Source organism: Myxococcus sp. AM010, from assembly GCF_013372585.1.
In the GTDB taxonomy this organism is placed as follows: Bacteria; Myxococcota; Myxococcia; order Myxococcales; family Myxococcaceae; genus Myxococcus; species Myxococcus vastator.
The window spans coordinates 177,503-201,149 of the sequence record NZ_JABXEO010000004.1; the positions used below are offsets into that span (position 1 = coordinate 177,503).

General features: G+C 68.7%; 17 protein-coding genes and 2 pseudogenes. 7 read left to right on the plus strand and 12 right to left on the minus strand.

Translation table 11 applies throughout. The annotated features are described in order from the left end of the window. Window positions 1-16 precede the first annotated feature (16 nt). On the plus strand, window positions 17-415 hold the full coding sequence (locus HV826_RS04305; protein WP_255207892.1) for a hypothetical protein: 399 nt from the start codon (window positions 17-19) through the stop codon (window positions 413-415). Window positions 416-421: 6 nt separating this feature from the next. On the opposite strand, the gene HV826_RS04310 is transcribed toward HV826_RS04305, so the two are convergent. From HV826_RS04310 to HV826_RS04320, 3 genes are read right to left on the minus strand one after another with little or no spacing between them, the layout of a single operon-like run. Then, window positions 422-2,521, minus strand: a complete 2,100-nt coding sequence (locus tag HV826_RS04310; protein WP_176415725.1) for a BatA domain-containing protein — start codon at window positions 2,519-2,521, stop codon at window positions 422-424. Continuing rightward, window positions 2,518-3,396: a DUF58 domain-containing protein gene (locus HV826_RS04315; RefSeq protein WP_163785405.1), complete on the minus strand. Its 879-nt coding sequence runs from the start codon at window positions 3,394-3,396 to the stop codon at window positions 2,518-2,520. Before HV826_RS04315 ends, HV826_RS04310 begins: the two co-directional genes overlap by 4 nt. Before the next feature lie 9 nt (window positions 3,397-3,405). Then, a complete protein-coding gene (locus HV826_RS04320) occupies window positions 3,406-4,434 on the minus strand; it encodes a MoxR family ATPase (protein WP_090488185.1) in 1,029 nt (342 codons plus the stop codon). Window positions 4,435-4,707: 273 nt separating this feature from the next. On the opposite strand from HV826_RS04320, the gene HV826_RS04325 reads away from it, so the two are divergent. Then, a complete protein-coding gene (locus tag HV826_RS04325; protein WP_176415726.1) occupies window positions 4,708-6,069 on the plus strand; it encodes a hypothetical protein in 1,362 nt (453 codons plus the stop codon). Window positions 6,070-6,096: 27 nt separating this feature from the next. Continuing rightward, window positions 6,097-6,888 (plus strand): enoyl-CoA hydratase/isomerase family protein, encoded by a 792-nt coding sequence (locus HV826_RS04330; protein WP_176415727.1) that lies wholly within the window; start codon window positions 6,097-6,099, stop codon window positions 6,886-6,888. 9 nt (window positions 6,889-6,897) lie between these two features. Here HV826_RS04330 and mltG read toward each other — a convergent pair whose 3' ends face one another. Next, entirely contained in the window at window positions 6,898-7,917 is a 1,020-nt protein-coding gene (mltG, locus tag HV826_RS04335; protein ID WP_176410013.1) for an endolytic transglycosylase MltG, read from the minus strand. Window positions 7,918-8,004: 87 nt separating this feature from the next. Next, on the minus strand, window positions 8,005-9,147 hold the full coding sequence (locus HV826_RS04340) for a hypothetical protein (RefSeq protein WP_176415728.1): 1,143 nt from the start codon (window positions 9,145-9,147) through the stop codon (window positions 8,005-8,007). Window positions 9,148-9,339: 192 nt separating this feature from the next. Between HV826_RS04340 and HV826_RS04345 the strand changes: the two genes are divergently transcribed. Then, window positions 9,340-12,615: a TIGR02266 family protein gene (locus HV826_RS04345; protein ID WP_368670834.1), complete on the plus strand. Its 3,276-nt coding sequence runs from the start codon at window positions 9,340-9,342 to the stop codon at window positions 12,613-12,615. Between the two features lie 9 nt (window positions 12,616-12,624). After that, window positions 12,625-13,908, plus strand: a complete 1,284-nt coding sequence (fliB, locus tag HV826_RS04350; protein ID WP_176415730.1) for a flagellin lysine-N-methylase — start codon at window positions 12,625-12,627, stop codon at window positions 13,906-13,908. 3 nt (window positions 13,909-13,911) lie between these two features. Here the strand turns inward: fliB and HV826_RS04355 are convergent, their stop codons facing one another. After that, window positions 13,912-14,532 carry a DsbA family protein gene (locus tag HV826_RS04355; RefSeq protein ID WP_255217031.1) on the minus strand — a complete coding sequence of 207 codons (621 nt, stop codon included), beginning with the start codon at window positions 14,530-14,532 and terminating at the stop codon, window positions 13,912-13,914. Window positions 14,533-14,722: 190 nt separating this feature from the next. Between HV826_RS04355 and HV826_RS04360 the strand changes: the two genes are divergently transcribed. Beyond that, on the plus strand, window positions 14,723-16,759 hold the full coding sequence (locus tag HV826_RS04360; protein WP_176415732.1) for a S9 family peptidase: 2,037 nt from the start codon (window positions 14,723-14,725) through the stop codon (window positions 16,757-16,759). 67 nt (window positions 16,760-16,826) lie between these two features. Here HV826_RS04360 and HV826_RS04365 read toward each other — a convergent pair whose 3' ends face one another. From HV826_RS04365 to HV826_RS04390, 6 genes and pseudogenes are all read right to left on the minus strand, one after another. Further along, window positions 16,827-17,105 (minus strand): hypothetical protein, encoded by a 279-nt coding sequence (locus tag HV826_RS04365; protein ID WP_255217032.1) that lies wholly within the window; start codon window positions 17,103-17,105, stop codon window positions 16,827-16,829. Window positions 17,106-17,191: 86 nt separating this feature from the next. Next, window positions 17,192-17,866 (minus strand): DUF4142 domain-containing protein, encoded by a 675-nt coding sequence (locus tag HV826_RS04370; RefSeq protein ID WP_255217033.1) that lies wholly within the window; start codon window positions 17,864-17,866, stop codon window positions 17,192-17,194. A gap of 163 nt (window positions 17,867-18,029) precedes the next feature. After that, complete coding sequence (locus tag HV826_RS04375) at window positions 18,030-18,461, minus strand: DUF1622 domain-containing protein (RefSeq protein WP_176415733.1); 432 nt, start codon at window positions 18,459-18,461, stop codon at window positions 18,030-18,032. Between the two features lie 970 nt (window positions 18,462-19,431). Further along, entirely contained in the window at window positions 19,432-20,901 is a 1,470-nt protein-coding gene (gene dgt, locus HV826_RS04380) for a dGTP triphosphohydrolase (RefSeq protein ID WP_176415734.1), read from the minus strand. A 206-nt stretch (window positions 20,902-21,107) separates the two neighbouring features. Beyond that, window positions 21,108-22,266 (minus strand): annotated as a pseudogene (locus HV826_RS04385) (IS256 family transposase). A gap of 122 nt (window positions 22,267-22,388) precedes the next feature. Then, window positions 22,389-22,747: pseudogene (locus HV826_RS04390) on the minus strand (transposase); the annotation flags it as partial. A gap of 690 nt (window positions 22,748-23,437) precedes the next feature. Here HV826_RS04390 and HV826_RS04395 point away from each other — a divergent pair. Then, window positions 23,438-23,641: a hypothetical protein gene (locus tag HV826_RS04395; protein ID WP_176415735.1), complete on the plus strand. Its 204-nt coding sequence runs from the start codon at window positions 23,438-23,440 to the stop codon at window positions 23,639-23,641. The last annotated feature ends 6 nt before the right edge of the window (window positions 23,642-23,647 follow it).

Consider the following 23,647-nt stretch of genomic DNA (forward strand, 5'->3'; position numbering starts at 1 on the left):
GTGGAAGGAGCCCACCATGAACCCGAACGCGCGAAACATCCCCGGCTACGGCGTGGACGCCGACCCGAAGAACCGCCCCGGCTTCCCCAAGGAGGAGTCACCTCAGCTGCGCGGCGACGCGCGGGGCACGCCGTCCCGCCAGCAGTCGGACGTGGCGGTGTTCAAGCACGGGCAGCCCGCGCGGAAGATGCCGCTGGTGTTCGGCACGGCCCAGCCGCCCCAGGGCGTCTCCGGCGTGCTGCGCCGCCTGGCCTACAAGTACCCGGACCACTGGACGCGGCACTGGATGATGTTGCTGCTGGCGGACCGCGTGGACGTGGCCGAGCACAAGCTGCGGAGGGGCCTTCCACGTCTCGCGGCGGGTGCGGCGGTCGTCCTCGTCGGCGGCGTCTTGATGCGCCGGCTCCGGGCCTGACGCCGGCTACTTGCGCAGCAGCGTGCCTTCAAAGAAGAACGCCAGGCACGCGGCCAGGATGAGCCAGGTCCACAGCGGCACGGTCGGCTTGTCCGCGTCACCCGTGGAGGCCTTCACCGTCTCTTCTCCGAAGTAGGCGGTGAGGGTGTCCATGGGCACACGGCCCAGGTCGCTCTCGGAGGGCTCGAGCACGGCGGCGAAGGACAAGTCGGACTGCACCTTCCCGTCCGCGCCCAGCACCGAGTACACGCCCGGCTCCGTCACCGGCCCGGCCACCAGCGCGCCCTCCGGCTGCTCCTTCACGGCGACCTCGCTGCCGTCCGGCGCGCGCACCGAGGACACCTTCCGCGCGCCTTCCGGACGCAGCGTGGCGCTTTCGCCCACGCGCACGCGCACCTCCTCGCGCTCGTCCAGGGAGCCGGTGAGGTAGGCGGCGAAGCGCTGCATCAGCGGCAGGAAGGACGTGCGGATGGAGAAGTCGCTCCAGTCGCGGTCCACCGTGCTGGTGAGCAGCGCCACGCGCCCCTTGCCCTTGCGCGCCACGGCCACCGCCGGCGCGCCGTCCTCGTACGTGGCCAGCACCTGGCTGGCGCCGGCCGCGCCCGGAGAGTCCGCCTCCAGCAGCATGTACTTGTAGAAGCGCGCCCCCACGAGCCCCTCCTCCGCCTGCCCCGTGAAGGGCGAGAAGAGGACGTGCTCCACGGAGACCTGCGCCAGCCGCGCGCTCTTCGTGTCCGCGTCCGGGTCATCGCGCTCGGCGCTGGTGCGCACCAAGCGCAGCGGACGCGGCAGCACCGGGCCCAGCCGCTGGTTGTAGGCCTCCGGGTTCACCCGGTCGCCCATGCTGATGAAGAGGCCGCCGCCGCTCTCCACGAAGGCCGCCAGCTTCTGGGCCTCGTCGGCGCCAGGCGCGGGCACGTTGAGCAGCAGCACCAAATCGTAGGTGGAGAAGTCCTCGCGCAGGCCCACCTCCGCGTCGCGCGTGGCCACCTCCACCGGAGAGCCCGGCGCGGTGAGGGCCGCGTCCACGAAGAAGGCCTCGTCCCGGTAGCGCGTCGCGTGGGGCGAGCCATTCACCACCAGCGCCTTCAGCGCGCGTGGCACCGGCAGCACGAAGGAGCGCCGGTCATCCTCCACCAGCGCGTCCGGCGCCAGCGTCACCTGCCCCAGCACCGTGCCGCCCTGCGGGAAGCGCACGGTGAGCGCCTTCTGCGTCGTGCCGCCCGGGGGGAGGTCCACGAAGCCCTTGGCCAGCGTGGACTCGCCCACGCGCACCGTGGCCTCCAAATCCTTCACCGGCTCCGCGCCGAAGTTGCGCACCGTGAAGGTGAACTGGAACGTGCGCGGGCCGGCCTGCAGCGCGGGCTCCACCTTGAGGTCGACGATGGCGCGGTTGTTCAGCACCTCGTGGCCCTCGGCCGCGTCGCGCAGCACCACCTCCGGCTTCACGGGCGCGCCCGTGGGGCCCTTCACCGTGGGCGGCGGCGCCTCCAGCCGGAAGGCGGAGGCCGTCATGTCGGAGACCAGCACCAGCCGCTTGGCCGGCATGGGGTTCTCCTCCAGCGCGCGGGCCGCCAGGTCCAGGCAGCGCGACAGGTCCGCGGCGCCGTGCGTGGCCTTCGCTTCATCCACCAGCGAGCGCAGCCGGCCGCGGTCGAAGCCCGGCGGCGGCGGCGCGGCGGGGGACTGCGTGCACACCAGCACGGTGGCGGGCTCTTCGGGCAGCAGGTCCTTCAGCGCGTCGCGGGCCTCGTCGCGGGCGCGCTCGAAGAGCGGCGTGCCGTCCGACCAGCGCATGGACAGCGACGCGTCCAGGATGATGGCGGTGGCCGCGGGGCCCTTCACCACCTGCGCGGCGGCCGCGTCGCGCGTCAGCTCCGGGCGGGCGAGGGCGATGGGGATGGCCAGCAGGATGAGCGTGCGCAGCGCGTACAGCAGCAGGCGCTTGAGCTTGAGGCGGCTGGCGGTGCGCTTCTGGCTGCGCATCACGAAGGCCAGCGGCCCGAAGGGGTGCGGCCGGGGACGGCGCCGGTCGAACAGGTGCACCAGCAGGGGGATGAGGGCGCCCAGCGCGCCCAGCAGCATCCACGGATTGCCGAAGGTCACCGGCGCCTCCCGCGCCGCGACAGGTACCGCAGCAGCACGTCATCCAGCTTGTCGTCCGTGCGCACCAGGTCGTAGTCCACGTCCGCCTCGGCGCACGCGGCCTTCACGCTCGCCAGGAAGCCGTTGAACTCCTCCAGGTAGCTCTCCTTGATTTCGCGCGGGTTGACCTCGACGCGGCCCTGGCCCTCCATGTCGATGAAGAGCGTGGGGTCATCGAAGGGGAACGTCAGCTCCGCCGGGTCCACCAGGTGGAACACGGACACGTCGTTCTTCCGCTGGCGCAGCGCGAGGATGCGGCGCAGGGCGTCCTGGTTCTCATCCAGCAGGTCCGACAGGACGATGACGCTGGAGCGCCGGGGCAGCACCTCCGCCAGGTGGTCCGCCGCGCTGCCCAGGTCCGTGGCGCCGGTGGGCGTGGTGTGCTCCAGCGTGTCCAGCAGCACGTTGAGGTGGCCGGCCGACGCGCGCGGCGGCACGTCCTTCCACTTGCCGCCCGCCATCAGCGCCAGGCCCGCCGCGTCCTGCTGGCGCACCAGCAGGTAGCACAGCGCGCCCGCCAGCGTGGTGGCCACGTCCAGCTTGCTCAGCGCGCCGCTGCGGTAGCCCATGGAGGCGGACGCATCCACCACCATGACGGCGCGCAGGTTCGTCTCGTGCTCGAAGCGCTTGACGTAGTACTTGTCGAACTTGCCGTAGGCCTTCCAGTCCAGGTGGCGGAGCTCGTCGCCCGGGGCGTACTCCTTGTGCTCCGCGAACTCCACGCTCTGCCCCTGATGGGGGCTCTTGTGGAGGCCGGACAGCACGCCCTCCATCACCGCGCGAGCGCGCAGCTTCACTCCCTGGAGGCGGGCCAGCGTCTGGGCGTCGAGCAGCATGTGCGGGCGTTAGCCCTTCACCACCGTGAGGAGCTGGTCGATGAGCTTCACGGAGGTGATGCCCTCGCTCTCCGCGGTGAAGTTGGGCAGCACGCGGTGGCGCAGCACCGGGCGGGCCAGGGCGCGCACGTCCTCGACGGTGGCGACGAAGCGGCCGTGGAGGATGGCGCGCGCCTTCGCGGCGACGACCAGGTACTGGCTGGCGCGGGGGCCGGCGCCCCAGGACGCGTTCTTCGCGATGAAGTCCAGCGCGCCCGGCTCCTTGGGGCGCGTGTGGCGCACCAGCTCCACGGCGTAGCGCACCACGTGGTCCGGCACCGGCACGCGGCGCACCAGCTCCTGGAGCGCGAGGATGCGCTCGGGGGACAGGATCTTCTCCAGCTTCGGCTGCGGACCGCCAGTGGTGCTCTTGACGATCTGCACCTCTTCGTCGGCGGTGGGGTAGCCCACGTCCACCAGGAACATGAAGCGGTCGAGCTGGGCCTCGGGCAGCGGATAGGTGCCCTCCTGCTCGATGGGGTTCTGCGTGGCGAAGACGAGGAAGGGCAGCTCCAGCGGGTACGTGCGGCCACCGGCGGTGATGCGGTACTCCTGCATGGCTTGCAGCAGCGCGGCCTGCGTCTTCGGCGGGGTGCGGTTCACCTCGTCCGCCAGGATGATGTTCGCGAACAGCGGACCCTGGAGGAAGCGGAAGGTGCGCCGGCCGGTGGTGCGGTCCTCTTCGAGGATGTCCGTGCCGGTGATGTCCGACGGCATCAAATCCGGCGTGAACTGGATGCGGTTGAAGGACAGGTTGAGGACGTCCGCCAGCGTGGAGATGAGCAGCGTCTTGGCGAGGCCCGGCACGCCCACGAAGAGGCAGTGGCCGCGGCTGAAGAGGGAGATGAGCAGGTGCTCCACCACCTCGCGCTGACCGACGACGCGCTTTTCAATCTGGGCGACGATTTCGTTGCGGGCCTGGGCGAGCTCCTCGACGGCACGGAGGTCGTCGCTCGAGGCGTCAGGCACGGGCAGAGAGTCGGGGGCGGCGCTTTCCATGGAAGGGTTCTCTTAATTCGTGGGTGGCGCTGGGACCAAAGGATTCCGCCACCCTTGCGCCAGGGCGTGCGCTGGCAACCGTTCTGGGGGTGACCTATTCCGCTGCCGCACACCCCGGCACGCCGGGGCACATCCGGGCGCTGATCGCCTGCATGCTCCCCTGCCATGTGACACTGCCCCTGGGCTGGGGGGGAATGCCGGGGGCTGGACACGCTGCTTAGGTTCCCAGGGCCTCGCTTCCGGTGGACGGGAGCAGGCTCCTTGGAGCGTGTCATGGGGTCATTTCGGCGGCGTGGTGGGCGTGGCAATCTCTGGGCGGGGCTTCTTCCAGTCGCCCTGCTGTGGGTGGCGGGCGGGTGCGGAGGAGACGGGGAGGCTCCGGTCGGAGCGCCGCGTGACGGCGACGAAGCCGCACCCGGGGTGTCCGTGACGCCCACGGCGCCGCAGGACTCCAGCGGGCTCCCGCAGCGTCCGATTCCGGCGGCGGCCTCGCCGTGGAACCAGGTGGTGGGTGGACCCCAGGACGACATGGGTACGGGCGTTGCCACGGCTCCCTCCGGAGAGGTGGCGGTGGTGGTGTCCAGCACGCCCCGCCAGGACGGTGAGCGCGAGCCCGTGGAAGGTGAGAAGCTGGCGCTGACGCTCTCACGCGCCGCGGCGGATGGGACGCCGCGCTGGTCGCGTGAGTGGGTGCGCAACCGCTTCTCCGACACGCGCGTGGCGGCGAGCGACGCGGCGACGTTCCTGTCGGGCAACGCGTTCCTCTACTCGGCGGACTTCGGACTGGGCGAGGCGCAGGACGGCTTCCTGGTGAAGTTCAACGCCGAGGGCACGCCTGTCTGGCAGCACCGCGTGGGACAGAAGGTCTACGACATCGCCGCGGACGCGCGGGGCGGCGTGCTGGCCGCGGGCGAGGAGTGGGAGGGGGAGTTCATCGAGGACCCCGTGCTCACGCGCTACGCCGCGGACGGCTCCGTGCTGTGGACGCGGCGCTTCCACAGCGCCAACATGGACACCGCGCTGCACGCGGCGGCGCTGGCGCCTTCGGGCCAGTCGATTCTGGCCGGGCAGCTCGTGGACACGCTGGAGGTGGACGGCCAGACGTTCGGCGCGCCCGGCGTGCGTGGCTTCGTGCTGCTGACGTTCGATGCGTCCGGCCGCCTGCTCTGGGGCAAGGAGCTGCCGGGCGTGAAGGGCCGCATCACCTCGGTGACGGTGGCGGCGGATGGCACGCTCGTGGCGGCGGGGGACTTCATGGGCCTGCTGGTGTGGGGCGAGGCGTCGCTCGGCTCCTCGGGGGCCTTCGTGCTGACGGCGGGCGCGGATGGCAGCGCGGGTTGGGTGCGCCAGCCCATGTGCGGACCGGTGACCGAGCCAGGCGCGTCCGTCGCGGTGGAGGACTCCGGCGGCGTCGCGGTGACGTGTGGCAGCGTGCTGACGCGCTACGCGGCTTCGGGGGCGTGGCTGGGTAAGCAGACGCTGGAGGCCCAGCCCTGCGCCAGCGGGGTGTGCTCGCTGACCACCGCGGGCGTGGCCACGGTGCCGGGCCGCGGGCTCGCCGTCACCGGCTGGCAGCGTGATGGGGCGGGCGACACCTGGAACCAGGACGCCTTCCTTCGTCTCGTGGTGCCGTAGCGGCCAGGGCCGCTACAGTGCGCGGCCATGTCCGCTCCCGCCGCAGAGGTCCTCCTCGAGGTGGAGGGTGCCGTCGCCACCCTCACCCTCAATGACACCGCCCGACGCAACGTGATGACGCCCGAGCTGGGAGACGCGCTGTCCGCGCGTGTCGAGGCGCTGAAGGGGCGTGACGAGGTCCGGGCGGTGGTGCTCACCGGGGCGGGAGGCGCGTTCTCCGCCGGTGGGGACCTGAAGATGCTGGAGCGGCTGCGTCAGGCGCCCTTCGAGGAGGCGCGCACGTTCATGCTCAGCTTCTATGCGCGCTACCTCAGCGTGCTGGACCTGCAGGTGCCCGTCATCGCCGCTGTGGATGGGCCGGCGATTGGCGCGGGGCTGTGCGTGGCGCTGGCGTGTGACGTGTGCCTCGTGGCCGAGGACTCGAAGCTGGCGCTCAACTTCGTCCAGTTGGGCCTGCATCCGGGCATGGGCGCCACGTACCTGGCGCCGCGCCGGGCGGGGGCGCAGGCCGCCGCGGAGCTGCTGCTCACCGGCCGCCGCTTCGATGGCAGGGAAGCGGTGAAGCTGGGACTGGCGCTGGAGGCGGCGCCCGCGGGACAGGTGCTCACGCGGGCCCAGGAGCTCGCGGGACGAATTGCCGCGAACGCGCCGCTGGCCGTGCGTGCGCTGAAGCAGCGGCTGGGGCTCGACAGGGCCGAGCTTCAGCGCGCGCTGGAGGAGGAGGCGCGCTTCCAGGCGGAGAGCTACGGCAGCCAGGACCTGGGTGAGGGGCTGGCTGCCGCCGCCGCGCGCCGCGCCCCCGTGTTCCAGGGGCGCTGAGTCCGCGCGTCAGTACACGTTGTACTTGCGGCGGAGCGCCTCGTGCTCCTCCGCGTTGCGCGACGGGCGGAGGATGCGCTGCGCGTCGTGCAGGTAGTACCAGTACTCGCTCGGCTTGGGCGCCATCGCGGCCTGGAGCGAGGCCACGGTGGGCGCGCCGATGGGGCCGGGCGGCAGGCCCTTCTTGTGCCGCGTGTTGTATGGGTCCCGCGGGTCCCGCAGGCGCTTGAGGAAGGCGATGCGGTCATTCCACCGCGCCAGCTCGTAGCGCGACGTGGCGTCCACGCCGAGCGGGTAGCCCTTGTCCACGCGCTTCCACAGGATGCCGGCAACCAGGGGGCGCTGCTCGGGCAGCGGCTCCTCGCGCTCCAGCATGGAGGCCATCACCACCACCTCGTGCAGCGTGCGTCCGCTCTTCGTGAGGGCCTCGCGGTTGGGCGCGTAGAAGCGCTGCGCGAAGGCGTCCAGCTGACGCTGGATGAGCGCCTCCACGTCGAACTTGCCCGGAATCACGCCGTAGGTCTCCGGGTAGAGGTAGCCCTCCAGCGTGCCGGTGGAGGGCAGGGGGAAGGGCGCGGTGAAGCGCTGGGGCTTGCTGGCCGCGGCGATGTACGCGCCCGGCTCGATGAAGCCCGCGGCCACGAGCGCCGCGTCCGTGTCGCGCAGGCGCCAGCCCTCGACGACGACGAACGGGACGTCCTCGGGAATGGGGTTGCCTTCCAGCTCCGTGGCCAGCTCGGCCAGCGTCATCGACGCGCTGACCTCATGGCGGCCCGCCTTGGGGGCGAAGCTGCCGCGCCGGTACAGGTGCCAGCGCCACACCCGCGTGTCGCGGATGAGGCCCTGCGATTCGAGCAGCGTGCCCAGGCCGCGCCCGGACGTCCCCTTGGGCACGGTGAACTCCACCACATCCGCGCCAGGCGGCGCCGCGGCCGAGTGTGCCTGCTGCTCAATCCAGAAGAAGGCGCCCGCGCCGGACGCCACCAGCAGCACGAGGGCTGCACCCAGGACCCAGAGAATCCGCTTCATTCGCGGCGCACGCTATCACCGGATTCGGACCGCGCTTGGGGTTCCGGCATCCAGATGTCGCCTCCTGGGCGCCAGGCGGGCCGGAGGTCAGGCGGCCGGTGCCGGCTCGAGCTTCAAGTCCCGGTTCAACCCGCTGTCCCGGCTCACGCGCCAGATTTTTTGATCCAGGTAGTAATGGTGGAGCGCAAAGCCCCAGATGAAGCACTCCATCAGGTTGCGCAGCGTCAGCCCCGCGCCCAGGGGCACCTTCAAGTCGAAGCCGCCGCAGCCCGGGTGCGCGCCGAAGCCGCAGCCCAGGCCCCGGTACAGCAGCGTGAAGACGACGCCGCACCCCGCGTAGAGGATGAAGCGCTGGCTCACCTTCGGCGCCCAGCCGAACGGCGCCGGGTCCACGCCCGCCGCGTGGTAGCGGTTGCGGTGATAGAACCAGACCACGCCGTGGTACTGCACGTTGTGGAACGCCGTCACCACCACGGCGAACATGATGAAGTCCATGCGCGCCGCGAAGGGTGGCCAGAACACCCCGGCCGACAGCCCCATCGCCGCGCCCATCATCAGCAGCTTGGGCGCATTCACCTTCAGGCCCGCGCGGTGGCGCCGCACCTGCCGGCCCGCGTAGAGCACCACCAGCGCCAGCACGGCCGCGAAGCAGGCCCCGGCCACCACCGGCTCCCACGTGGGCGGACCCAGCAGGCCCAGCTGCTTGCGCGCGCCCGGATGCGACACCGCGAACGCGACGAAGGGCGCCAGCAGCCCCGTGTACAGCGTCACGCTGTCGAGCCGCCGGTCCAGTGGCAGCGACTCACCGCCCTTGCGCTGGTACAGCACCATGATGCCGTAGTGCTGCCGCACCACGTGCCAGTAGGCCCAGAGCGCCGCCGCCGTCATGAAGAGGGCGAAGGGCAGCTTCGTGCCCAGCAGCGCCGACAGCCCGAATGACGCCGGGCCCACCGCGAACCACGCCAGGCTGCCCAGCAGCAAGCGCCGCCGCGTCCGCCATTCCTTCGCGTCCAGATAGGTCCGCGACACCGTGGCGAACAGGTGCGGCCCATCCAGTGCCAGCACCCACGCCCACCACAACACCAGGCTGCTGACGCCGCCCCAGACATGGAGTCCGACCAGCGCCAGGCTCACCCCGAGGCCGCCCCCGGTGGAAATCAGGTCGTGCCGCCGGTCGACGAGCCAGCCCGCGCGTGCGGGGACTGGGACTGCGAGAGGGATGGCGCTCATGGGGGCTCCCGAGGGACGCGGCCGAGGATATGGGAAGGTGCAGGTAGGCAGTCTGCCCACCTGTCAGCGCCCATTCGCCGGGCAGGGGACCAAGGGGTCAAAACCTACTTGAGCGGCGGGTCGCGTACCGCGATTGTCCTCGCCATGGATCAAGGCAGGCGCACCACGGACAGGAAAGCAGTTGGCCTGCTGGTGAAGCTGAAGCATGAGAGCGTGGGGAGCTTCGCGGAGGAGTTCGCCACCAACCTGAGCCCGGGTGGGATGTTCATCCGCTCGCGCACCCCGCAAGCGGTGGGGACCCCCGTCAAGTTCGAGGTGCAGATTGCCGGAGGCGTGCGGGTGCTGCGTGGCTCCGCGCTGGTCCGCTGGGTGCGCGAGGTCGGTGACCCCGCGGGGCCTCCGGGCATGGGCCTGCAGTTCGAGGAGCTGGACACGGCGAGCCGCGCGCTCGTCGACATGATGTTGATGCGGAAGACCGTCGCGGATTCCAGCGAGCCCGCCGTCCAGCCGCTGCCCGCGATTGCGCCGTCCGTGGCGCCCGCGATTGCGCCGTCCATCGCGCCCGCGATTGCGCCGTCCATCGCGCCCATGGCGCAGGCCCGTCCCGCGTCGCCGGTCCAGGCCCGTCCCGTGTCCCCTGTGCACGCGCGCCCCGCCGCCGCGCCCGCGGAGGTGGGGGGCATCGCGCTCGACTCCCTGTTCGATGACCTGGAGCCGGAGGGGAATTCCTCCGCGCCGGTCCTGGACGAGCCGTTCGACTTGGGCCCGCCGGTGGAGGCGGAGCCGAGGACACCGCCTCCGAGCCGCGTGCCTGTCTCCTATTCGCCGCCGCCTCCGGTGGCCGCTGACGATGTGGACATTCCGCTCGACGAGCTCATCGCGAGCACGCCGCCACCGCCCGTGGGCGCGCTGGACATCGACGAGCCACTGCCGGGCTTCGAGTTTGAAATCGAGAGCCCGGCGGGGGATGTGCCCGTGGCCATGGGCGCGCCGCTCGACGAGCCGCCCATCGAGGTCGGCATCTCCCTGGAGGTCGAGCCGGCGTCGTCCGCACCGGCGGGGGGTGGGCCCTTCGAGTTCGAGCTGGACCTGGGGGACGCCATCGCGGAGCCGCCTCGTGCGCCCGCGGCGCCGCCCGCGCGCGTGGCACCTCCGCCAGCACCTGTCTCCAGTGGAGGCAGCTTCGAGTTCGACCTGGACCTGAGCGAGGTCGAGGCCGCGCCCTCGCCGCCGCCGCCGCGCGCCCCGGTGGCACCCAGGCCGCCGCCGGCTCCGGCCGCGTCTCCCGCTGCTGGCATCGAGTTCGACTTCGACCTGAGCGAGGTCGAGGCCGCGCCCTCGCCGCCGCCGCCTCGCGCCCCGGTGGCACGCAAGCCGCCGCCGGCTCCGACCGCGTCTCCCGCTGCTGGCATCGAGTTCGACTTCGACCTGACCGAGGATGTGCGCCCCGCGCCTCCTCCTCCGCCGCGCGCACCTGCTCCGGCGAGCACGGGTGGAGGCAGCATCGAGTTCGACCTCGACCTGTCCGAGGACATGGAGGAGGTCCCTCCCGTCGCGCCGCCACCGCCTCCACGCGCGGCGCCCGTCCCTCCGCCCGCGCCGGTGCAGCCGCCCGCGGCGTTGCGTCCGCCGCCTCCGCCGCCCGTGGCACCGCCGCCTCCACAGGGGCTTCCCCAGGTGCGCCGGGAGGCGCCTCGGGCGCCGGAGCAGCCCGCGGCACCCTCGGTGCTCGCGCCCGCCGTGGCGAAGGCCGCCGCGCAAGCGCCCGGTCTGGATGAACACGGCCTGCCGAAGACGGTGTTCCTGCCTCCGCCGGGGCCGCTCAGCGGCACGGGGCCTGTCATCGGCATCGACCTGGGCACCACGAACTCGTGCGTGGCGTTGCTCTCCAACGGCCGGCCGCTCGTGCTGCGCTCGCGCGAGGGCTACAACACCATTCCCTCCGTCATCTCGCTCAACGCGCAGAACAAGCTGCTGGTCAGCCACCGCGCGAAGAACCAGCTGGTGCTGCGTCCCCAGCACACCATCTACGGCGCGAAGCGGCTCGTCGGACGTCCCTACGACAGCGCCGTGGTGAACCAGGTCCGCGAGCGCTTCCACTACGACATCGTCCCCGACTCCGCGGGCCGCGCCGCCGTGCGGCTGGCGGACACGGCCCTGTCGCTGGAAGAGGTGCAGGCCATCATCCTCCGCGAGTGCAAGGAGATGGCGGAGGCCCACCTCAACCAGAAGGTGGAGCGCGCGGTGGTGACGGTGCCCGCGTACTACTCCGAGCCGCAGCGTGAGGCCGTGCGCAAGTCCGGCATCCTCGCGGGCCTCAAGGTGGAGCGCATCCTCAACGAGCCCACCTCCGCGGCGCTCGCCTACGGCCTCAACCGCGACCTCAACAAGAAGGTCCTCGTCTACGACCTGGGCGGCGGCACCTTCGACGCCACGATTCTGAAAATCGAGAAGAACGTCTTCGAGGTGCTCGGCACCGGCGGCGACATCTTCCTGGGCGGCATCGACTTCGACAACCTCATCGTCGACTACCTGCTGGCGCGCTTCCAGGAGAAGGAAGGCATCGCCTTCACGGGTGACGGCATCGCCTTGTCGCGCGTGAGTGACGCGGCCGAGCGCGCGAAGATGGGGCTGTCCGAGCGCAGCACCTTCGAGGTCCACATCCCCATGTTGATGATGGACGACACGGGCAGGCCGCGTGACTTGCGCGTCGTCCTCAGCCGGCAGGAGCTGGAGAAGATCTGCGAGCCGCTGCTCAGCCGCACCATCGACGTGGTGCGCGACGTGCTCCTGGACGCGAAGCTGAAGGCCGCCGAGGTGGACGACATCATCCTCGTGGGTGGCATGAGCCGCATGCCGCTGGTGCGCGACAAGCTCAAGGGGCTCTTCGGCAAGGGCCCGCAGGCCAGCGTCAACGCGGATGAAGCCGTGGCCCTGGGCGCGGCGCTCTACTCGGGCTCCGTGGACAAGGTGAGCAGCGTGGTGCTCATCGACGTGCTGCCGATGACGGTGGGCGTGGCCATGCCCGGCGGCGCCTTCAAGCGCGTCATCGAGCGCAACAGCCCGCTGCCCGCGCAGCGCTCCTTCGCCATCAACACGACGAAGGACAACGAGGCCTTCCTGGAGCTGTCCATCTTCCAGGGCGAGGACAACCACATCTCCGCCAACGAGTACCTGGGCACCGTGCGCATCGAAGGCCTGCCCAAGGGGCCCAAGGGCTCGGTGCGCGTGGCGGTGACGCTCAAGCTGGACTCCGAATGCGTGCTGCACGTGGAGGCGCGTGAGTACTCCACGCGCAAGGAAGTGAAGGCCACCTTGGCCACGCGTTACTCGCCGGAGGAGCTCCAGAAGCAGCTCCAGGTCAGCAAGGAGTCCGTGAAGGCCGCCGAGGATCGCCGTGGCGCCGACCTCAAGGAGCGCGCGGGTGGCTTCTGGGGCTTCGTGAAGAAGGCGCTGGGCCGGAAGTAACGTGTCTCCATGACGGCCACCGCGCCCCGGTACATGACGCGCTTCAGGTGCCTCGCGGACGCCTGCGAGGACACCTGCTGCGCGGGGCTCGTCGTGCTCGTCAGCGAGCCGCGCCTGCGGCACTTGAAGCAAGCGGCGGCGGGCGGCCCGGACGCGGAGCGGGTGGAGGCCTTCATCCAGCCGGAGCCCGGCGCCAGCCCTGGCGACGAGGCCGTCATCGCGAAGCGCGAGGACGGGCACTGCGTGTTCCTGGATGCGCGCAAGACGTGCTCGCTGCACCGCGCCTATGGCGAGGCCGCGCTGCCGGACGCGTGCGCCACCTTCCCGAGAGTCGCCACGCGCTGGGCGCACGGGCTGGAGGTGACGGGCTCGCTCGCGTGTCCAGAGGTGGCTCGGCTGTGCCTGCTGGCGGAGGACGCCGTGGACACCGTGCCCGTGTCCGAGGACCTCGCGCTTCGTCCCGAGGTTGCGCGCTCCCTGGGCGGCGGCGCTTCCGAGGACGCGTGGACGCGGCACGCGGAGGCCGTGCGTTCCACCGCGCTGTCGGTGCTCCAGCGTCGCGAGCTGCCCTTCGCCGCGAGGCTCTTCGCGCTGGGGCAGCTGGGCCTGAGGCTGGACGGCTTCTACTTCCAAGGCACGGAGGTGTTTCGCGGCGACGCGCGTGAAGGCGCGGAGGCCCTGCTGGCGGAGGTGCTGCGGGCCTTCTCCCTGCCGGAGGCGCTGACGGCGCTGCACGGTGGCTTCGCGGCGCTGGCGCTGCCGGGAGGCCCGTGGGTGGGCATCTGCGCCGCGGCGCTGAAGTCCCGCCTGGGCGCGGTCCGGAGCGAGCGGTTCCACACGCTGGTGGAGTGGGTGCTGGAGTCCTACGGCGGCGCGGACCTGTTGCCCGACGACGCGTGGCGCCGCTACGCGGAGCGCCGTGAGCGGCTGTCACCCGGGCTGTCACAGCGGGTGGAGCAGTACCTGCGCCACCACGCGGTGAACCACTGGCTGCGTCACCCCTTCACCGACGCGCCGCGGGTGCTGGACTACGTGTTCCGCATGGCGCTGCGCGAGGCCGTCGTGAGCTGGACGCTCTTTGGCCACCCCACGGTGGTGGCGCTCTGCGCGGAGGGCGCGGCGGACACGGCCGAAGCCCGGTCCCGGCTCGACGCCGCCGCGGTGGAGTGTTTCCAGCTCATCGCGAAGCACGTCGAGCAGGCGCCCCAGCTCCACGCGCTGGCCCAGGGGCTGGCGGGGAGCGGGGGCGACGAGACGCTCGGCCGGATGCTCGTGCTGCTCAAGGGGCTCTGACGCTCAGGGCCGCGCGCGGGGCGTCGCGCCGAGCCGCCGCATGGCCTCCTGGAACACCGGGTACTCCTGCGCGCCCTGGAGGCCGAAGCGCTCCCCGACGACGAACGTGGGCACCGCGTTGACGCCCAGGGTCCGCGCCTCCTGGATGGCGTCCTCCACGACCTTCGTGTAGCGGCCCTCCTCGACGACGCGCTGCACCGCGTCCGGGTCCAACCCCGCCTCCTGGGCGGCGCCGCGGAGCGTGTCCCACTGCCAGAGGTCCTGGCCCTCGCTCCAGTAGCGGCGCAGGAGGGCGGCGTGGAAGGGCTCCAGGCGGCCCTGCTCGCGGGCGTACTCGGTGGCCTCGTGGGCGCGGCGGGTGGACGGGATGAGGTCCCGCATCACCAGGGTGAGCCCGGCGGATTGGGCGCGGAGCTTCAGCGGGTTGTTCGGGTCCTTCATCTTCTCGCGTACGTAGTCGGGCAGGGGGAGGCCCTCGGGCGGCGTCTCCGGGCGCAGGTAGAAGGGCCGCCAGTCCACCTGGACGTCGTACTCCTGCTTCAGCTTCTGGACCTCGGCGTAGCCCACGTAACACCAGGGGCAGACGTAATCGGACCAGACGCGGACGGTGATGGGCTCGCTCATGGGGCCGTGTCTAACTGCGTCGAAGCGCCGCGTCATGACGGAGTGCGCCGGGGCCGCGCGTGGGTGGCACCCCGGGTACGCGGAGGTGGACAGCGCGGGCCGTAGCAGGCAGCGTCCACCCCCGACAACCGTGCCCGTGACGCGCCCCTCGGTTGGGGTGACGGCGGGGCGACTGAACCAGGAGACTCCCTTGTCGCTGTCGCTTCTCGCGGCCCTGGCCCTGAGCGCCACTCCGGCGCCGGCCCGGCCCCAGCCGTTCACCCACCACGACATGATTTCGCTGCGCCGGCTGAGCAGCCCCAGCGTCTCGCCGGACGGCAAGCAGGTCGCCTACGTCCTGCGCACCACGGACATGGAGGCCAACCGGGGACGCACCGACTTGTGGCTCGTCGGCGTCGACGGAAACGCCGCGCCGCGCCAGCTCACCTCGCATCCGGACGCGGACTCCGAGCCCACCTGGGCGCCGGACGGCAAGAGCCTCTTCTTCCTGTCCTCGCGCGGCGGCTCCTCGCAGGTGTGGCGGCTGGCCGTGGACGGCGGCGAGGCCGTGCAGGTGACGAAGCTGCCCCTGGACGTGGGCGCCTTCCGCGTGTCGCCGGACGGCACGCGGCTGGCCGTGGCGCTGGAGGTGTTTCCGGACTGCACCACGCTGGAGTGCACCCCGCAGCGCGAGGAGGAACGCTCCAAGCGCAAGGCCACCGGCCGCACCTACGACAAGCTCTTCGCGCGTCACTGGGACACGTGGAAGGACGGACGGCGCTCGCACGTCTTCGTCGTCCCCGTGGCCGGCGGCGCGCCCGTGGACGTGATGAAGGGCATGGACGCGGACAGCCCCTCCAAGCCCTTTGGTGGCGCGGAGGAGTTCACCTTCACGCCGGACAACAAGAGCATCGTCTTCGCCGCGCGGGACGTGGGCCGCACCGAGGCCTGGTCCACGGACCTGGACCTCTTCGTCGCGCCGATTGATGGCAAGGCGAAGCCGCGCAAGCTGACGGAGAAGAACCGCGCCACCGACACCAGCCCCGTCTTCAGCCCGGACGGCAAGACGCTGGCCTACCTGGCCATGTCGCGCCCCGGCTTCGAGGCGGACCGCTACCGCGTCATCCTCCGCACCTGGCCTGGCGGCCAGGAGCGCGTGCTCACCCAGGACTGGGACCGCTCCGTGGGCAGCCTCGCGTGGAGCGCGGACGGCAAGACGCTCTTCGCCAGCGCCGGGCACGTGGGCCAGCAGCCTGTCTTCGCGCTGGACGTGGCCACGGGCAAGCCCACCCAGTTGACGAAGGATGGCGCCGCGGGCGCGCCGCAGCCGGCCGCCGGAGGCCGGCTCGTCTATGTGTATGACGACCTGGATTCTCCCGCGGACCTGCACGTGATGAACGTGGATGGCTCGGCCTCGCGCCAGCTCACCCAGGTGAACCAGGACGCGCTGGCCCGCATCCGCTTCGGCGCCTTCGAGCAGTTCTCGTTCCCCGGCTGGAACAACGAGACGGTCCACGCGTACGTCGTGAAGCCGGTGAACTTCGACCCGAAGAAGAAGTACCCGCTGGCGTTCCTCATCCACGGTGGGCCGCAGGGCTCGTTCGGCAATCACTTCCATTACCGGTGGAACCCGCAGGTGTACGCGGGGCGTGGCTACGTGGCCGTCATGGTCGATTTCCACGGCTCCACCGGCTACGGGCAGGCCTTCACCGACTCCATCTCCGATGACTGGGGTGGCAAGCCGTTCGAGGACCTGCAGAAGGGCCTGGCCGCGGCGCTCAAGCGCTACAGCTTCATCAACAAGGACAAGATGTGCGCGCTGGGGGCGAGCTACGGCGGGTACATGATCAACTGGATTGCCGGTAACTGGCCGGACGGCTTCAAGTGCCTGGTGAACCACGACGGCATCCTCGACGAGCGCATGGGCTACTTCGACACCGAGGAGCTGTGGTTCCCGGAGTGGGAGCACAAGGGCACGCCGTGGGAGAACCCGGAGGGCTACAGCAAGCACAACCCGATTGAGCACGTCGCGAAGTGGAAGACGCCGATGATGGTCATCCACGGCGGGCAGGACTTCCGCGTGGTGGAGACGCAGGGCCTGGGCACCTTCACGGCGCTCCAGCGGAAGGGGATTCCCTCCAAGCTGCTCTACTTCCCGGAGGAGAACCACTGGGTGCTGCGCCCGGCCAACAGCGTGCAGTGGCACGACGAAGTCCTTGGCTGGCTGGACCAGTGGACGCGCAAGTAGTCACCGCGTGATGTCGTAGGACTCGGGGCTCGCATCGTGAGGTGCGGGCCCCGCTGTCGTTCATGCCTCAGGGAACGCCCATGCAGGCGCCGATGCAGGCGGTGCGAATCTGCGAGCAGGTGTGGCTGCCGAGGCAGTCCGCGCATTCGGCGACTTTGTCCCGGCGGCGGTCCTGGTCCTGCCGCTCCATCCAGGCCCTGAGGTCGTCCTCGCACGACTGGACGTCGAGCGTGTCCGAGAAACACTCCTTCCGTTTCTCGCAGAGGGTGTCCGTGTCGCTGAAGCAGCCGGTCAGCAGCGCGCTCACGGTGACGGCGAAGGTCAGGGTCAGCGTCCGAGGCATCATGCGAGCCATCATGCCCCGTGCGCGTCCCCGGCTTCATCATCGGGATTCAGGGGAGTACGGCGTGGGAGCGCGCGCCGCGCGTCGGGTCAGGGCTTCGGCGGAGCTTCGTGCGCCGGGCCGGAGCCGCCCACGCCCGTGTCGCCTTCCAGCTTGCCCAGCATGGACCAGGCCTGGTGGCGGTGAGCGGGCACCTGCTTGCTGAGGTCCTGGAGCATGGCGGCGAGCTCGGGCGTGGCCTTGGGCATGGCCTTCTGGGCGGTGAGGACCATGCCCAGGACGGCGTCATGTCCCGCGACCTGCGAGGCCAGATAGGCGGAGTCGAAGGGGGCGCCGCGGATGACCTGGAGCTGCTCCTGGGTGGCCTTGTTCTTGGCCATGGAGGCTTCTTCCGCGTCGTTCATCGGCTTGGGCGTCTCCGCCAGCTTCAGGCCCTTGCTGCGCGCGTAGGACGTGAGCTTCTGGTCCAGCGCGGTGTGCGCCTTCATCATGATGGTGCCGAACGCCTTCACGTCCGGATTCTGCGAGCGCTGCTGGGCGAGCTGGCCCGTCTTGATTTCGTGCTGGTTCGCCAGGTGCAGCCGGTCGAGCAGCGCCTTCTCGTCCGTGGGGGCGGTGTAGCCGCGGTAGGTGGCCATGCCTTTTTGAACGGACACCGTGTCCTGTTGGGAGGGCGGGCTGTCGGGCATGCCGGACTGGGCGAAGGACGCGCCCTGGGTGAACAGCGAGGCGACGAGGACGAGCCCCGGGAGGGGATGTTTCATGAAGTGCTGCTCCTTGTGTGGGGGAATGCGGGCGCGCACGTTGGAGCGGCGTTGGCGCGAGATGCACGGCATGTGAGGACGTGTTCGTGCGCCACTTCACGCGGGGGGAGGGCAGGGTGCGGCGGAGGACGGTGTCGCTGCCCAGGTGGCCGACCCGCTGCGTTCAGTGCTTCACCGGACGTGGCGGGTCGGGCGAGGGCGGCAGGTGGCGCTGCGGGGTGGACGACGTTGGCGGAGGATGACCAGGGTCGGCGATGTCCTCGCGGTGTTGCCAGGGCCAGCGTCCCTCCAGCTCCACGGTGAGGGTGAAGCTGAGGAAGGTCCGGATGAGGACGATGAGGCCCAGCACCAGCACGCCATCCAACGTGGGCCGCTGGCTGACGGTGCGGATGATGTCGGCGGCGACGAGGAACTCCAGGCCCAGGAGGATTGCGCGGCCCAGGTTCAGCCGGAAGCGGCGGTAGGTTTCACCCGCGGGGAGCGGCTTGCCCGTGACGAGCAAGACGAGGGCGAGCACGGCCCCCAGCACCATGCTGCCTACGCCCGCCCACTCCATGAGCTGGGCGGCGAGCGAGATGATGGATCCGACTTCCATCGAGCCTCCCGTGCGGGAAGCTAGGCATGGGGGCGAACGGAGCAAAGGCCCCGGTGTATTTGCTCGCGCACTGGTTGCTACGAAGGTAATAGCTTGAGGGGACGCGTTTCCCCGTAAGCGACGCTCACATCACTCAGTATACCAGTCAAGCTGACTGGGGCTCTGAATCGCGGTGGGCGGTTGAAAGGTCCATCCAAGTTGATGCGCGCGAGGGAGCCTAACCGGCTTGGGGCGAAGCGAGCGAGCTCGGGTACTCATTACCTGGATAACACCGTGAAGATGGTTGCGGTTGAGTCGGACATGGCCATAGTGTGAGAGCTGCACGGCCTCCATTTCTTCAAGTGCCGTGCGGGTTCCATGGTGCGCAATGAATCGAGTCAGCTGGGGGCCCAGGGAAAAATCGAGCTTTCGAGCCATGACTAGCGATCGGACAACGCACAATCCTGGATAGGGGTTCTCTTCTAGGTTGATGTCCAACACTCGCTCCTGTACGGCACGGAAGAATGTGCTTCCGTGGACCCTTCGGGCGCGGCCAGGCCGTGTATCGAATTCTGCTGCCACTGCCTCGACATTGAGGAAGGTAGTCTTCGGTAGATCCCCAAAGTCGCCGCCCTGAACGAGCCCCTGCCGAAACGCCCAGGTAGACTCCAGAGGCCAGATATCGACAGGGACCCGGTGAACGAGTAGGTGCAGTCCGCCGAAGCGATTGACGCGGACCACCTCGTTGGAGAATTCGCGCTGGAGTTGTTCCCGAGTGGCTCCCGCGACAACGAGGTCCAGATCGCGAGGGACCGAGCTGGTCTTCAGCGCTAGCAGGTCGCGCAGCGTTCCGCCGAAGACGAAGACCGTCCAGTCCTGCGCCCGAAAGGTCTTAAGGAGGGTGTTAATGGCCCGATGCCAGAGCCACCTGCGAGTGATGAAGTCACTCAGCCTCCTTCGGAGGACGCCTTCTGGATCTCTAGTGACGGCGCTATCCATGCGTAAGTTGGCTGTGGAGTTTACACGCAAACGTGTCGGTCATGCCGCACACGTAGTCGGTTACGAGTTGGAAGCGGTGGTACAGCGGGGGGAGTCGCTTCTCCGTTATGGCGGATTCGAAGGCTGTTCGGTAGTTTTCCGAGAGCAGGCGGTAGATCTTTCCCTCGGGGCTCTTCCTGAATTCCTTGAGTTCCTCCTCGTGCTTTTCAGGAGCGGTGGGCAATGGGTATGCCGAGGCTCCCTCCCAGAAGATGTCCATCAGGTCGTGTAGGATGTTTCGTCCCATCGTCTCCAGTCGAAGAGTCTCTTCCGAAGTGTAGATGTGCGTACGCCCCACCTTTTTGCAAGCCTTGATGAGCGCCGAGGCTGCGCTTAGTGGGATAAGTTCACCTCCGTCAATCGGGCGCCGCTCCATGAGGTCGGAGTAGTAGTGCTGGAAGGCCTTAAGGACTGCGACCTTGGTCTCACCAATGATTAGCGTTCGAAAGTACTGAGCATGGGCTTCGTCGAGTGACTTACCGGTAGGTCGCTTTCGAGCCTTGTTGATGTAATTCTCGGTTTTGGCGATCTGGACTTGGATTGCTTCGATTGCCTTCTCGTCGGAGTCTGCCGCATCAAGGAGTGCCTTCTTAAGTCCACTCCAACTAATGATGCCTTTCTTGACGCCGTCTTCAATGTCCACGGTCGCGTAGACCATGTCGTCGCAGGACTCAACGAGATAAGCAATGGGGTTCCGCATGGCGTCGGTTCCGGCGTGTTTACGGACCGTCTGAACAATGACATTCTCCGAAGCGAAGTAGCCAGGTTTTGTTCGTTCGTGAGGCTGTTTCTCCACCAATTCATGGGAGGCGGCTGTGTACTTCATAGCCGCAGATAGCGTTCCTACAGTCAGGTTGAGGCCATGCGTATCTGCCAGGAGTTGAAGTCTGGATACTATGCGCAAGGTCTGTGCATTTCCCTCGAAATAGAGGAAGTCATTTCGAAGCTGCTGTCCGAGTTCGGTGGATTCGTCCCCGAGGCCCGTAAAAAAGTCTTTATTGTGTTTCAAGCGCTTGTCGAACCAGCTGCTGATAGCTCGTTCCCCAGCGTGTCCAAAAGGAGGGTTTCCTAAATCATGAATGAGGCCGCACGTGGCAGCGATGGACTCGAATTCGAGTGCTTGGTCGGCATCCTTCAGATGCTTCTCGTTTAGCATCCAGCGAGCCGCTCCGCGTGCGAGTCCGCGGGCTAACGTGGAGACTTCCATGGAGTGGGTGAGGCGCGTCCGCACCGCGTCATTGGGGTCCAGAGGGAAGACCTGAGTCTTGTCCTGAAGCCTTCTGACAGGCGTCGAGAATATGGCGCGGTCGTAGTCGCGATCGAAAGCGGAGCGGTCGTCACCGGTGGTTGGTTGCGAGGGACTGCCACCTTCGATCTCTCGAAGTCTCTTGATGCACAGCAGTGTGGTCCAGTCCAGTGACATCTGTGTCCCCCCCATTCATGGGTGAATTCGAAGCAAGAGTTCACGTTGCCTATGCACCATCATAGGTGATCGGCTGACACGTTTCGATGGGTCAATTTCGCTCCATCTGTTGTGCGGCATTGCTTTGACGTTGCCCCGGTTCCGCAAAGTGTTCCGCGCTTTCGCCCTCAAGCGGCAGCGCGGTGCTTCTTCTCGTAAGGGCCTACTCACAATTTGCTTAGCCCTGAGAGGCATTCCCACCCCCGGAAAATCGGCCGCCAAGCGCAGAAATCGGCGGTTGAATTCAGCAGGGACATGTCGAGGTAGCGGCGGTCATCCCAGACTCCGGTGACTTCAAGGGCGGCGGCGGTGATGAGGCGCAGCGCACTGGCGCGGTCCGGGAAGGCGCCGACACCGCGGATGCGGCGCTTCACCTCGCCGTTGAGGCGCTCCAGTCCGTTGGTGCTGCGAAGGCGCTTTCAGTGGGCCTTAGGGAAGGCGAAGAAGCAGGTGGCGGCGGCGAAGCCCTCGCGGAGGCACTCCATGGCCTCTGGCAGGTGACGCCCCAGCCCCTGCGCAAGGGCCTCCAGCCGCTTCCTGGCGTCCTGGAGGTTGGGGGCCTCGAAGACGGCGGACGTCTCCTTGCCCAGGCGCCCACGCAGCCTCCAGGGGGCCTTGGCGAGCACGTTCCGGGTGAGGTGCACGGTGCAGCGCTGCAACCGCGCCTCTGGCAGGGCCTGGCGGGCGGCGGCCGATAGTCCCGCGTGCCCATCGGCGATGACGAGCCGCACGCCCTTCAACCCACGCTCCAGCAACTGGCGAAGCAGGTCCAACCAGGAATCCGCCGACTCGCTGCCGCCCAGGGTGACGGCCAGCAGGTGCCGGTGCCCATCCTCGCCCACGCCGTAGGCCACCAGGGCGGAGACGTTCTGCACCGTGCGTGCCCACCTGGCGTCAAGGAAGGTGGCATCCAGGTACAGGTAGGCCTGGGTAAGGGGCTGGGTACGCAGCGCCTTGAGTCTGCCCCATGAGCGCGCGCGTCACCTTGCCCATTTTCCTCGTGGAGACGCCCTGCACGTACGCGCTGGTAATCGCCTCGTCGAGTTCCGCGCTGCGACGCTTGTAGCGCCCCAGCACTTCCCCCGCGCTGCCGCTGTGCCGGGTGCGCGGCACCGTCATCTCCACAGCTCCCGCTGTCGTCACCAACGTGCGCACGTAGCTGCCGCTATGCACGTCCGCCTGGCCCACCATCCGCTGCCACCGGCCAGCCCCCACCAGCTCCGGTACCTCTTCCTCCAGCGTCATCCGAATGGCGCCTCGAAACAGCGCTCGCAGGTCGGCCTGCACCTCTTCGTGCGCGGGGGATTCGAACTCGGTATCGTCCACGTCAGGGATCTCCTCGGCTCCCCTGCCAGGGGGAGACCGTCTCGGTTGGTTTCATCGAGGAGCTTCCCTCTTTCCCGCTCGTCCCTCCTCACCATCTACACACTTATAGGGACACGACCTGGGTCCGCCTTCACGCGTCGGTTCGCCGCTTGGGCATCGCCACGGACTCCTGCGCGAACTGGGCCGCAGCTTTTTAGGATGTCGCGCTCTTCGCGCATCACCCGCACCTCGCGCCGCAGTCGCTCGAACTCGGCGCGCTCACCCGAGGCGACACTGCTCGCCCTGGGAGCTGGCCTGCTCTCGCCATTGCTGTTGGGGGCGCCACTGCAGCTGCCCTCCAACTGCTTCTTACGGTTGCGGATGCTCTGCTCGGTACAACTGAACTCTCTTGCGAGACTCTTGCCGGACCGGCCGGCCTTCATCAGTTCGACGACCCGCTTACGGAACTCCGGCGGTTAAGGGGGGGGCGTGACTTCGGCATCATGGGGCCCTTTTCCCACAGTTGGTGGGGCTCCACGAAACCTGAGGAACTTCAGGCTATCTCCAGGGGAGAGGTCTCAAGAAATCCGGGGGAGGAGGAGCAGTAGCCGTCTTCCAGTGGTTACGCTCGCTTGCGAAGGCGTGACGCTACATGTGCCGCCATAGGCGTATAGTTGTCGCAACACATGTGTTGCCTGGGTTGGTGATTGGCCCTAGATGCAGAACATGGGGCCTTTTCCTGCCGTCGAGGTTGGATTCCAGGGGAGGCATACATCGCATCCCTAGACTCCTCGCAGTACATGGCTAAGCAACTGCACAAAATCGGAGGGCGAATCGATCATAGAATGCAAGGACCATGCCGGCGTGGGCGCTAGATCTCGCGTTGACAGGTTGGGAACCCCCCCATAGCTTGCTTCGTAGCCCGCCCAATAGTTGCGAGTGAAAAACGAAGGGCGCCCACTGGCAGGTGGACGCCCCTCGAATTGCGGAAGTGCCTCGGCACTTCGCGACACGCAGCTCAAACATGGACTGGGTGAGGCAGATTCGCAAGCTACTTGAAAGGAGGTAGCACAAAAGGCGACATGGGAAGCATGTAGCACAGACACAAGCGGTTGAAATCAGGGGAGGTACCTCGGCACTTCGCGACACGCAATCCGATGTCCGAGGCCACCCCTAGTGAAAGGTGTGCCGAATGTCGGTTCTGAAGCTCTTGTATTGGGGGCTGGGCGGTGGCTGCGCGCTGCTGACGTGCCTCTGGGCGTTGTACGAAATCCACATGCGAATGGCCGAGAAGCAGATGGCCGCACATCGGCTCCAAGTGATTGGACTTGGCGGAAGTGCGACCGTCGTGACCTTGATGTGGGCGCTATATCTGCTCTACCTGGGGCAGCCGTAGCATGGG